A 12,436-nucleotide genomic window follows, 5' to 3' on the forward strand; every position below is an offset into this window, starting at 1 on the left:
AACCTTAATTAGATTCGTGGATAAAAATTAGTTGAAATTCATTCTATTCTCCTGAATAGAAACTTTAAATATGGCTCAGATAGAGCCATATTACTTGCAAGTAATTACTTAAGGAGCCAATCTCGTGTCATCAAACTCTGTGTAACCAGATGCTCCACGCCAATGAAAAACTGCTGAATTCATTGCTTCACCTCCTAACCAGCCACCTAAAAACTGCAAAATCCAGCCACCATTAACTTCTTTTATTTCTTTTACGTTTAGTTCACGCATAATGTTACACTCCGTATACCCGACATTTAATTGTCGGATTATTGATTTGCAAACTTCAATATTGAAGTTGCGACTAATAGGCTGGCTTTAATTGCTCTTGCTAAAGTTATATTAAAGTTAGCCACTCCATTTTCCACCTAAGACTGTTGTAATTAAACAAACAATCTCATTTGAAAAATTATTTATTCTAACTTACTCTACCCCGCAAGCTGTAAATAGGCTCAAGTAACCATTCAATTAATGTTCTTTGCTCCAACATTATATCGGCCTCAAACAACATACCGCTTTTTAAGTCAAACGATTTACCAAAAGCCTTCATTTGTTGTTGATTTAATTTTGCTCGTAAACGGTAAACAGGCTCCTGTAATACAATAGGTAATTGTATTTCACTGGGTGTAATCAGTGTCTGATCAATACGAATAATTTCACTATTTATAAAGCCAAAACGTTGATAAGGAAAAGCGTCAAAACGTAAACGGGTATTATTACCCACTTGAATAAATCCAGCAGAACGTGTTGGCAGTAACAACTCAGCAATAAGTTCAGAGCCTTCAGGTAATATGTGCAATAGCGGTTTAGATTGTGCTTTTGATTGCGATAAGGTTTCACCTTCGACTACTTGAACACCCGTTACTACTCCATCATTACTCGCAGTAATGGTATATTTATAATTACTCGCTACTTGGGCTAATTGACGTTGAAGATCTGCTTGTTGGCGTTTAAGGTTGTTAATACGTAAAATATATTGCTGAGGAATATTTTTAATATTAAAGGCAAGCTGGTTGAATTGGTTTTGCTGCTGAAGCAACAGTCGGGCTATATTTTGTTTTTCTTGTTTAGCTTCAAGTAGTGTTTGCTGTTGGCGATCTTTTTCTAAGTTAGATACATAACCATTTTTGTTAAGTTGATTGAAATCTAACTGTTGCTCACTCAAAAGCGTTAACTTTTCCTCAGCCAAAGCTAGCTGATCTTCCAGTGCAATTTTTTCATTATCTAACGCTATATCTTGAGCGTGGAGATTCGATAATTCTTGCATTTTCAAAGTTTGATGTTGCGATATTTCATCAATTAGTAAATTTGCTTGAGCATTCAGTTGTTCGGCAAGTTGTGTACTTAAATCAATACCATTTCTATTATTTTGTTGAACGATAATAGTTGCAAGTGATTGACCTTTTAAAACCTTATCACCTTCTTTTACCCATAATTTTTCTATGGTGCCGCCTTGATTAGCAAAACTTTTAATAACACCTTTATTTGGCATTAAAAAGCCACGGACGGTTTCTTTACGAGAGTATTCAGCACTAAAAAGGAATGTAATAATGGCGATAGCAATTGAGACTAAAATGAGTACAGTTAGTTTGATAGATAATGGTTGAGCTAAGGTAATAGCACCTGTTAAACGCTCACTTTGATGGGAAATAGCTTCCTTTCTAAATAGTGACATATCAATCCTTTGAATATGTAGTCGATAAAGTTACATCTGTTAAAAAACCTCGTCTAGTAATTACATTAGCTAAAAATAGATATAAATAAAGCCAGATTTGCAGAAAATTAAAACTTGTAAATAAAGTCAATTAGTATCAGCAACTTAAAACAACAAATATTGTTTAGCATTTAAAAGCGATCCTCAAGTCGATTTCAATCAGAGTTAGGTAAGCTAAAAACAAGACAAAAAAAAGCACTTGTTTATAAAAATAAACAAGTGCTTAGTATCAACATGGTATGTTATTGACGATATTCTACTTCAACATCGTAATCATCTTCATCCCAGTCGTCATCATCTAGGTCGTCATCTTGAGAATGAGCAGCGATAGTTTCTTCATGGTAAGTATCCCATTTAAACTCAACGGTTTTACCATCAATCACTTCTTCTTCTTCAGGCGGTAATTCTTCAATAAAGGTCATCACTTTTTGTGTTAACTCTTTAGTACCTGAACGATTAAAGGCAGAAATGCTATGCACCTCACCTTTCCAATCAAGACCGGCTATAATAGCATCAGTAATTTCTTTTGCTTCTTCTTCAAGTACTAAATCAAGTTTATTGAAGACAACCCAACGAGGCTTACCTGCCAGTTTTTCATTATGCTGTTCTAGCTCGCTGATAATTACTTTAGCGTTTTCTAATGGGTCTGAGCCATCAACAGGCATAATATCAATAACGTGTAATAATATACGACAACGTTCAAGATGTTTTAAGAACTGTGTTCCTAAACCTGCACCGTCAGCTGCACCTTCGATAATTCCTGGGATATCAGCAATAACAAAACTACGCTGTGTATCTAAACGTACTACACCTAAATTAGGTACTAAGGTAGTAAATGGGTAATCAGCTACTTTCGGTGTTGCTGCTGAAACACTGCGTATTAAAGTAGACTTACCTGCATTAGGTAGACCTAACAGGCCAACATCAGCAAGTAACAATAATTCAAGCTTAAGGCTACGAATTTCACCTGGCGTACCATCAGTTCTTTGACGAGGTGAACGGTTAGTACTACTTTTAAAACGTAAATTTCCTAAACCATGCCAGCCGCCTTTAGCAACAAGCATCTTTTGGCCTTTATAGGTTAAATCACCGATTTGCTCACCGGTATCTTGATCGACAGCGCGTGTTCCAACAGGTACTTTTAACACTAAATCTTCAGAGCCTTTACCTGTACAATTCTGCGGTTGACCATTTTGTCCACGTTTAGCACGATGAAAACGTTCAAAACGGTAATCGATTAAGGTATTTAAACCTTCGTCAGCCATTAAATAAACATCGCCGCCATCGCCGCCATCACCACCATTAGGGCCGCCATACTCAATAAATTTTTCTTTACGGAAACTGACACAGCCGTTGCCGCCATCACCCGCTTCAACTCTGATCTCAACTTCATCAACAAATTTCATGGAATCTCAATAACCCTAATATGGTAATTCTTGTTCAATTATGATTAGTATAAACTATTTTTGACCGACTAAAAATGAATCTCTACTCAGTCAAAAAAAAACTAAAAAAAAACCTCGCTATGAAGCGAGGTTTTTATAAATCGAAGCTTATATTAGTCAGCGATAATGCTAACAAACTTACGACTCTTTGGACCTTTAACTTCAAATTGTACTTTACCGTCAGATAAAGCAAATAAAGTATGATCTTTACCGATACCCATGTTGCTACCAGCGTGGAAACGAGTACCACGTTGACGAACAATAATGTTACCAGCTAAAACAGATTCGCCACCAAAGCGCTTAACACCTAGGCGTTTTGCTTCTGAATCGCGACCATTTCGAGTACTACCCGCAGCTTTCTTATGTGCCATGTCTAAATGCTCCTATTAGCCGTTAATACCAGTAATCTTCACTTCAGTGAACCATTGACGATGGCCCGCTTGCTTACGTGAATGCTTACGACGTTTAAATTTAACGATAGTAATTTTAGGAGCACGAGCTTGTGTAACAACCTCAGCAACTACTTTACCACCAGCAACGTAAGGCGCGCCTACATTGATGTTATCGCCATTAGCGATCATTAAAACGTTATCAAATTCTACTGTTGCGCCTACTTCAAGCTCAAGCTTTTCTAGACGAACTGTTTGTCCTTCGGTTACACGATGCTGTTTACCACCGCTTTGGAATACCGCGTACATAGCTACTCCGTACTGCGTCATTATATATGTGACGCTAATTTTAAAAAATATAGGTCGCGAATTCTACTCGAAGAAACTACCTAGGGCAAGTCTAAAAGTGATCATTTATTAACTTTATTGACCATTTATGCTTTTTAATTACTTTTGCTCTAAGAAATTAGAACAAAGCCAGCAGAAAGCTACTTTTGCCTAAAATTTAGTGTAAACTTTCCCATATCAACTAATTGAATACATTTGATTATTAACTAATCAAAATAGCTAAAGAAAAGTGGTATGGGCAATAAAGACAGTATTAAAGCAATACAGGCATTAGCGCAAAGCGATATGGCGGCAGTAAATGATCTTATTTATGATCAATTACAATCTGATGTCGCACTCATTAATCAACTCGGTATATATATTGTTAACGGTGGCGGCAAGCGTATGCGCCCTATGTTAACAGTGTTGGCCGCTAGAGCATTCGCATACCAAGGTGACAAACATTTGGAAATTGCGGCAATTATTGAGTTTATTCATACTGCAACCCTACTCCATGATGATGTCGTCGATGAGTCGAATATGCGTCGTGGCAGAGAAACAGCTAATGCTTTATTTGGTAATAGCGCCAGCGTACTAGTCGGTGATTTTCTTTATACTCGTTCTTTCCAGATGATGACTAAATTGGGTGATATGCGCATTATGGATATTTTATCTGAGGCCACTAATATAGTTGCTGAAGGTGAAGTATTACAGTTAATGAACTGCAATGATGCAAGCACCACCGAAGAAAGTTATATGCAGGTCATTTATTGTAAAACGGCGAAATTGTTTGAAGCCGCAACACGCCTTGCTGCCGTTATAGCGAAGCAAGATGCTAAAATAGAGCAAGCCATGGCTGACTATGGTAAGTATTTAGGTACTGCATTCCAGTTAGTTGATGATATTATGGATTATACTGCTGATGCTAAAGAAATGGGCAAAAATGTCGGTGATGATCTTGCTGAAGGTAAACCAACGTTACCATTATTATATGCTATGAAGCACGGTAATGAAGCTCAACAGAAATTAATTAAAGAAGCTATTGAGCTTGGTAATGGCATGGATAACCTTGAGTTGATTCTTCAAGCGATGGAAGAAACAGGATCTTTACGTTATACCCAGAAACAAGCTGAAATTGAAGCTGATAAAGCCATCAAGGCACTCAACGTCATTGCAGATAGTGAACACAAACAAGCGCTTATTTCTTTAGCACATATCGCTGCTAATCGAAGCCATTAATGTTGTAGCCATTATGAATTAATTTGTTAATTCGCTATCAAAATTAACACATAAAAAAACGCTGTTATCAATCGATAACAGCGTTTTTTTATTGTCGGTTTTAAGGCTGCTTAGCTAGCCATAAAATCAACACCTTCTTGAATATCTTTTTTCAAGGTAGCAAGCATATCTTCTTTAGCTTTTTGTTCAAAAGCGCTTAACTCACCGTAAGGTAAAATTTCACTTACACCGTTAACGCCTAAACGTACAGGTTGTGCGAAAAACTGTGCATCAGCACCGTTACCTTCAACATAAGCGTAATCTACAACATCTTCACCTTGTAGACCTTTAACTAAAGACATACAAAAACGTGCTGCTGCTGCGCCCATTGAAAGTGTAGCTGAACCGCCACCCGCTTTAGCTTCAACTACTTCAGTACCTGCATTCTGGATGCGAGGAGTAAGTGCTGCAACTTCTTCATCTGAGAAAGTAGCGCCTTCAACTTGAGATAGTAATGGTAAAATAGTTGTTCCTGAGTGACCACCAATAACTGGTACTTTAACAGTAGCAACATCTAAGCCTTTAAGTTCAGCAACAAAAGCTTCACTGCGGATAACATCTAATGTAGTAACACCGAAAAGACGAGCTGCATCATAAGTGCCAGCTTTTTTGAATACTTCAGCAACAATTGGAACAGTACCGTTAACTGGGTTAGTAATTACACCTACCAATGCTTTAGGACAGCTAGCAACAATGCCTTCAGCCAATACTTTAATAATACCAGCATTTACGTTGAATAAATCAGCACGGTCCATACCTGGCTTACGCGGCATACCAGCTGGAATTAAAACGATATCAGCACCTGTTAATGCACCGTTAAGGTCGTCACGACCAAAACCAGCAACTTTAACGTCAGTTGGGATGTGTGATAAATCTACAGCAACACCTGGAACAACAGGCGCAACATCATATAAAGATAACTCAGAACCTGCTGGTAATTGAGTTTTTAATAGTAATGATAATGCTTGACCAATACCGCCTGCGGCGCCTAAAACAGCTACTTTCATGTGATTTCTCCGAAACTAAGTGGGTTTAATTAGTGTAAAATTTGTTATTAAAATATTATTCGAGTAAATACGTTAATTTTTTGCTGACCAAAAGATATAGCATAAGCCAGTAAAAAACAATTGTTATACTCTATTACTCAGATATTAACTTTCAGTATTCTGATGCGATGACGTATACTATCTTTATTTATACTGATTACAAACGCCACTTTAGTCTACTACAGGGTTGATTACGCATTATGAGCGGTTTACAAAAACAAGAAGCACTCGTACAAGAATTTAAAGATTTACTTAAACAAGAACAGTTTGGCTCTCAAGGTGAAATCGTTGATGCACTGAAAGCCAATGGTTTTGACAATATCAGTCAATCAAAAATATCTCGTATGCTCAGTAAGTTTGGCGCAGTAAGAACACGAAATGCTCGCCAAGAGATGGTCTATTGTTTACCTGCCGAATTGGGCGTACCTACCGCACAAAGCCCTCTTAAGCAGCTAGTATTAGAAATAGAGCACAACGAAGTTATGATCATCATTCAAACTAGCCCAGGTGCTGCGCAATTAATTGCCAGACTTCTTGATAGTTTAAGTAAAAGTGATGGCGTACTTGGTACTATTGCTGGTGATGATACTATTTTCATTGCTCCTAGCGATGTCAGTAAAATTAATGAAACCATCAAAAAATTAGAACAGCTATTCTCTAAAAACTTAACCTAAACTTTATTTAAACAGCGCTTAGGTTAGTTAGAACTTTCTTTATACTGCTTAGTAACGCTTGTCCTGTAACAGGCTTAGGCATATGCAAGTTCATTCCCGCCGCTAGACTTAGCTGTTTATCTTCTTCTCGGGCATGAGCTGTCATAGCAATGATGGGTAGGTATTGATAGTTACTTTGCGCTCTAATATGTTTAGCTGCGGTGAGTCCATCCATAATCGGCATTTGAATATCCATTAACACCACATCAAAATCTTGCTCTGCTAACAGATCTAAAGCCTCTTGACCATTATCAGCTATCGTCACTTTAGCCTGCATGTTCAATAACAACTCTTTAGCGACTAGTTGGTTAACTAAATTGTCTTCCACCAATAAAACTGACACGTCTTTTAGATTGTGCTTATCATGAGTAATTGCACATTCTTGCCTATTAGTGGTTTCTGTTTTTTTAGCTACTATCCCCTGAGAACCCTGAGAATATTCAGCGATCACGCTTAAATTTTTATCCTTTTGTGCTGAATGCTCGACTTTATAAAATAGTGCTTGTGATATTTGATCAAGCGCATAACGGAACAAAGGCATGTCAACTAATAGATAAGGCACAGACAGTTGATCTAAATAGTTACAAGTATTGTTATTCAATTGAGTTAATGCCGGCTGACACAAACAGAGTAATCTAAACTCATTTAAAGGTGCTATTAACTCTTGTTCCCTTTGTTGCTTAACAAAGTCTGCTTCACCGATCAGTAAGATACTATTATCCGCAATATCTAACTGACATAACGCTTCAACACTATTAACGCCATGCAACAGCCAGTTCATTTTAGCAATACTTTGAGTAAAGCTAGCTGAGAGTGTTTGATCAACCGCATAAATAGTAATATCCGATAATAGCGGCTGACTTAGCTCTGCAGGTAAAGTAGTCATAAACTCTTCAGTAACTTTTTGAGCGGTATTATTAGCTCTCGCTGAGTCTTGCTGCGCCAATGTATCGAGTTGAACTATTTGAAAGGGTAATACAAAGCTAAGCTCACTGCCTTGACCTAATTGGCTTGTCAGTTTTATCTTACCGCCGAGTAGCTTAATGATTTGCTGGCAAATAGATAGACCTAAGCCTGACCCACCGTATTTACGAGTCATTGATTCATCGGCTTGACTAAAGGCATTAAACAAATGACTTTGATTATTACTAGCAATACCGATACCAGTATCGCTCATTCGAAAGCGTAATTTAGCTACGGTATCGTCTATAGAAAGCACATCAATAGTTAATTTAATCTGGCCTTGTTCAGTAAACTTGATAGCATTATTAAATAAATTAGCTAGCACTTGAACTAGACGCATTTCATCACTAATTACATTGCTAGGCACATCTGCACTCATATCAACAATGATCTTGACGCGTTGATGATCGACATTGGTGATATTGAGTTTTAACGCCTTATTAATAATGATTGGCAGGTTGACGGCATCTTGGCTGACAATCATTTTACCCGCTTCTATTTTAGATAAGTCCAACAGTTCATCAACAAGATGAAGCAAGGTTGATGAGGCACTTTGCGCATTTACTAAATAATGTTGCTGACGGGTATCTAGGGAAGTATGAGCTAATAAGTCCATCATGCCCTGCATAGCATTGATTGGTGTTCTAACTTCATGGCTCATATTTGCCAGAAACTGAATCTTCACTCGGTTAGCATACTCAGCTTGATCTCTTGCTTTTACCAGTGCTGATTGTGTTGCCTGCTGTGACGTTACGTCATGAAAAATACTGATAGTGCCGAGAATATTACCTTGTTCATCGGTAAACTGATTACAAAAACCTTGATAGATAAACTCCCCTGCTTTAATTAAAGCTTGCTGAGGGTAAACATTATTATTCAGAGCATTTAAAATTTTAATTTCTTCTGCCAAAGGAACCGGCATAAAACTGGCTGAGTTACTTCCTAACATTTGTTCTACAGAATGATTAGCCAAGCGCTCAAAAGCCTTGTTACACCCCATTAATGAACCATCAGGATCATTAAAGACGATCAATTCAGGGATGGCATTCATCACCGAGCGCAATAGGGCGTAATCACGTTGGTGCTTAGTACTTGTTTCTTGTAGCGCTTTAGTCTTTTCAATGACACGGCTATCTAATACATCATTTTGCTCGGTTAGTTGTAATAATAAACTACGGTTCTGAGCAAATATATCTTCAACCACTTGAAACCAATGCAACCAATCCGCTGCTGGGGTAACTTTCCCAGGGTCTCCTTGAGCGCAATATTCAATATGACTTATAAATTCAGTAGTTGGCTTAATAAAGGTACGCTTTGTCATGGTATTAACTAACATCAAAAATGCGAATAAGCCAATGAATAGCATCGCAAAAACAAAAATAAAATCACTATACTGAGGCGCTGAAAAATCCTCATATTGTTGATATTTAAGTAAGGTCCAACCATTAGCGGTGAGCTGCTGTTTTTCAATAAACCAATCACCTAAGCGCTCGGTATCTCCCATTGTGGCTAAATGCTTAGCACTAAGGTACTGGAGTGATTCAGGTAACAGATCTTGCCAAGAAGCACGGTAGCTTAACGACTCTTTCCCCAGACGTTTTGAAAGTAAAACATCATTATTTTCATTATATAAAACAAAGCCTTGATTGTTTGATTCTAATTCAGGCAAACTGGCATGTAAACGCGATAAATTGATATCAATAACTACTGAGCCTAACAACTTGTCCTGATGAAAAACACCTGTGCCTAATGAAGCGTTCATACCGCCGCCCGCGGCATCTAGATATGGTGGAGACCAGATAACATGATTGTTTTTTGCAGTTAATACTCGCATAGCTTTATTATGTTGGCTATCGAGGGCTTTTTCACTAAACTGCCATATTTCGCGATCAACCCAAGGGTATATATTCACAAAATTATCCAAAGAAATATAATAAAACCATGTAGCTTCTTTGAGGATATTTTGCGAAGCAATGAATGCAGGGGTTAGTGCATTAGCCATGGCAATTTCTTGTTTTTTAAGCTCTCCAAACTTACTTATTTGTCCTATACCTGTAATATTACTACTCAAGCGTTTACCCTGTTTAATAACATCATGCTGAGGCTTATTTAAATAAAACAGGTTTTCTTGTTGTAACAAGGAAGGCATGGGAATGTTTATTTCATTGGGATGCTTCAGAATATATTCGGCAAGTTCTTGTATGCCAACTACCGCTTGCACACTTTGCTCTAGCATAAAATTTAACTGTTGCGCTTCTTGCTGGAGCTCAAGCAAACTTTGCTTTTTATGCTGTGAAATTTGATTGAAATAACGTACTGAGGCGGCAGAGAAGGCAATAAGAATAATGACAATAAAGGCAACTACAACGGTGATATTATAGCGCCTAAAAACTGTATTTATACCTGCTTGGAAATACACTAAAACGCCTTAATTTTTTGTTTAAATAACTAGATAACTTGATAAGTTAAAGCAGTCACCTCATTTAAACAAGCGTTAAACAAGGAAAGTAGCGTATTTAACTAGGGTCTGTTGATTCTTTCGCGGTTAAATTTTGTTCGCCTTTTTTAAAGAGAATAAAGCGTTTTAATCTCGGCGAGTAGTGTGTAGCTTAATCACTCTAAGCAAATACTACTCAACAAAGAGTAAAACGCTTTTAGCCGAATCCTTCGGACAGCGTTTGTTGGACATTTTTACGGCGTTATCACCTTTTTATGTGGAACAACCACATGACAAAGGCTCTGCCTTGTATAAATCCCCAACAAAACTCTGTAAAAACAATCTCGAAAGTTCAACAGGCCCTGAGCTACTGTTCCAAGTGCATTTGCAAACTATAAATTTTCCTCTGCAAAGGAAGCAAGTCGGCTTCGTACCACGCCGTTTAAGTTAACCGTAGCAGAGCCTGGAAAGTCTTTAAAACGCTCGACAATATAAGTCAGCCCAGAAGTTACTGCAGTCAAATAGTTACTATCAATTTGCGCCAAATTTCCCGAGCAAACGAGTTTAGTTCCTTCACCACAGCGAGTGATAATGGTTTTTAGCTGAGCCGCTGTTAAGTTTTGACACTCATCAAGCAGTACTAGGGCATTTTGAATACTCCGCCCACGCATAAAGTTCACTGACTTAAATTGGATATTGGCTTTATCCATAATGTAGTTCAAGCTGCCATGCATGCTTTCATCTTGTTGATGTAACACTTCAAGTGAATCAGTGATTGCGGCGAGCCAAGGCGCCATTTTCTCTTCTTCGGTACCTGGTAAAAAGCCAATGGACTCTGCAATTTCAGGAGTACTACGTGTAACAATTATTTTATCATAAAGACCACGTTCTATTACTTGTTCTAACGCCGAAGCTAAGGCTAACAAGGTTTTACCGCTACCTGCTGGTCCGGTAAGGATAACTAAATCAATAGTAGGGTCCAATAATGCATCCATCGCCATACCTTGATAAATATTTTTAGGATGAATGCCCCAAGCATTCTTCGCTAACAGTCGTTCACGTCCAAGATCTAAAATAGCGAGTTTATCGTCATCCCAACCGGTAACCTTACCAGCAAAAGTGCCACTGTCATCAAGTAAGTATTCATTGATGTAAGTTGAGGGTACTGTTTCTCGAGAAACATAATGGGTAGTATTTCTTCCTTCCGTCTCGCTATCAACGGATTGAATTTGTTGCCAAAAGTCTCCCTCAAATTTATGGTAGCCTTTCGTTAAAAATTGGATATCATCAATGAGCTGATCAGTTCTATAATCCTCTACGTGTGCCAGACCTGCTCCCTTGGCTTTCAAGCGCATATTGATATCTTTAGTGACCAAGACTATTTTTTTATTTGGAGTTTTCTTTTGAATATGCAAAGCCGCGTTAATGATACGGTTATCATTTTCATTGAAAGATAAGGTGTGTGCAGTTTTCTCAAGGGCATAATCATTAATAATGGCGAGGCTGCCACTGGGATGTTGGTCATCGTTTTGAGGTAGTTTTACGCCAGCAAGTACTTGCTCTGGACTGGCATCTCGTAACGTATCTTCAAGCGCTCGTATAGCTACTCTAGCATCACGGCTGACATCTTTTCGCCTATCTTTAATTGAGTCGAGTTCTTCCAGCACTGTCATGGGTACAACGACATCGTGCTCTTTAAAAGATAAAAAAGCGAAAGGTTCGTGCAAAAGGATATTGGTATCTAATATATAGATAATAGGTTGGTCAATTGTCTCGTTGATTTGAGACGTTTGGGTTGAATTATCACTTAACATATTCTCATTATTCATATTCTCTTTAGTCATGGCTAATCTCCGTGATTCACTGACAAAACAAATATAAAAGAGCAATCCGTAATCAATACCTATAAAAGTATAGCTTATTCACAATAATATCTTACTTATCACTAAGCAAGCATAATTTTTTAATGATTCCGTCTATGATTAGGAGTACTATAGCGCTTTTTTTTTACCCCTAGTTTTTAATGTTTAGTATCGCGCTTAATCAAATATAAAGTAATAACTAAGCAATCGTTGGAGAAGTAAG

At 37.7% G+C, this 12,436-nt stretch carries 10 protein-coding genes and 1 pseudogene; 3 read left to right on the top strand and 8 right to left on the bottom strand.

Annotated elements, in window-relative coordinates:
* Nucleotides 1-108: 108 nt before the first annotated feature.
* The 5 genes from CXF79_RS23440 to rplU all read right to left on the bottom strand — a co-directional run bounded on the left by CXF79_RS23440 (nucleotide 109) and on the right by rplU (nucleotide 3,896).
* Nucleotides 109-270: a hypothetical protein gene (locus CXF79_RS23440; RefSeq protein ID WP_157825908.1), complete on the bottom strand. Its 162-nt coding sequence runs from the start codon at nucleotides 268-270 to the stop codon at nucleotides 109-111.
* A 187-nt stretch (nucleotides 271-457) separates the two neighbouring features.
* Nucleotides 458-1,714: an HlyD family efflux transporter periplasmic adaptor subunit gene (locus CXF79_RS20555; RefSeq protein WP_101157576.1), complete on the bottom strand. Its 1,257-nt coding sequence runs from the start codon at nucleotides 1,712-1,714 to the stop codon at nucleotides 458-460.
* Between the two features lie 281 nt (nucleotides 1,715-1,995).
* A complete protein-coding gene (gene cgtA, locus CXF79_RS20560; protein WP_011045239.1) occupies nucleotides 1,996-3,159 on the bottom strand; it encodes an Obg family GTPase CgtA in 1,164 nt (387 codons plus the stop codon).
* A 152-nt stretch (nucleotides 3,160-3,311) separates the two neighbouring features.
* Nucleotides 3,312-3,569 carry a 50S ribosomal protein L27 gene (gene rpmA, locus CXF79_RS20565; protein ID WP_011045240.1) on the bottom strand — a complete coding sequence of 86 codons (258 nt, stop codon included), beginning with the start codon at nucleotides 3,567-3,569 and terminating at the stop codon, nucleotides 3,312-3,314.
* 15 nt (nucleotides 3,570-3,584) lie between these two features.
* A complete protein-coding gene (gene rplU, locus CXF79_RS20570; RefSeq protein WP_011045241.1) occupies nucleotides 3,585-3,896 on the bottom strand; it encodes a 50S ribosomal protein L21 in 312 nt (103 codons plus the stop codon).
* A gap of 273 nt (nucleotides 3,897-4,169) precedes the next feature.
* On the opposite strand from rplU, the gene ispB reads away from it, so the two are divergent.
* The gene (gene ispB, locus CXF79_RS20575) at nucleotides 4,170-5,153 is read left to right on the top strand and encodes an octaprenyl diphosphate synthase (RefSeq protein WP_011045242.1); all 984 of its coding nucleotides are present in this window, start codon (nucleotides 4,170-4,172) and stop codon (nucleotides 5,151-5,153) included.
* 110 nt (nucleotides 5,154-5,263) lie between these two features.
* Here ispB and mdh read toward each other — a convergent pair whose 3' ends face one another.
* Nucleotides 5,264-6,199 carry a malate dehydrogenase gene (gene mdh, locus CXF79_RS20580; RefSeq protein WP_011045243.1) on the bottom strand — a complete coding sequence of 312 codons (936 nt, stop codon included), beginning with the start codon at nucleotides 6,197-6,199 and terminating at the stop codon, nucleotides 5,264-5,266.
* A gap of 239 nt (nucleotides 6,200-6,438) precedes the next feature.
* Here mdh and argR point away from each other — a divergent pair, with 239 nt between their 5' ends.
* Entirely contained in the window at nucleotides 6,439-6,912 is a 474-nt protein-coding gene (gene argR, locus CXF79_RS20585) for a transcriptional regulator ArgR (RefSeq protein WP_011045244.1), read from the top strand.
* A gap of 7 nt (nucleotides 6,913-6,919) precedes the next feature.
* On the opposite strand, the gene CXF79_RS20590 is transcribed toward argR, so the two are convergent.
* On the bottom strand, nucleotides 6,920-10,333 hold the full coding sequence (locus tag CXF79_RS20590; RefSeq protein ID WP_101157578.1) for a PAS domain-containing hybrid sensor histidine kinase/response regulator: 3,414 nt from the start codon (nucleotides 10,331-10,333) through the stop codon (nucleotides 6,920-6,922).
* A gap of 181 nt (nucleotides 10,334-10,514) precedes the next feature.
* On the opposite strand from CXF79_RS20590, the pseudogene CXF79_RS23760 reads away from it, so the two are divergent.
* Nucleotides 10,515-10,715: pseudogene (locus CXF79_RS23760) on the top strand (hypothetical protein); the annotation flags it as partial.
* Between the two features lie 28 nt (nucleotides 10,716-10,743).
* On the opposite strand, the gene CXF79_RS20600 reads toward CXF79_RS23760, so the two are convergent.
* Nucleotides 10,744-12,165, bottom strand: coding sequence for a PhoH family protein (locus tag CXF79_RS20600; protein ID WP_049758064.1), 1,422 nt, complete (start codon nucleotides 12,163-12,165; stop codon nucleotides 10,744-10,746).
* Nucleotides 12,166-12,436 lie beyond the last annotated feature (271 nt).

The organism is Colwellia sp. Bg11-28 (assembly GCF_002836245.1).
In the GTDB taxonomy this organism is placed as follows: Bacteria; Pseudomonadota; Gammaproteobacteria; order Enterobacterales; family Alteromonadaceae; genus Colwellia; species Colwellia psychrerythraea_A.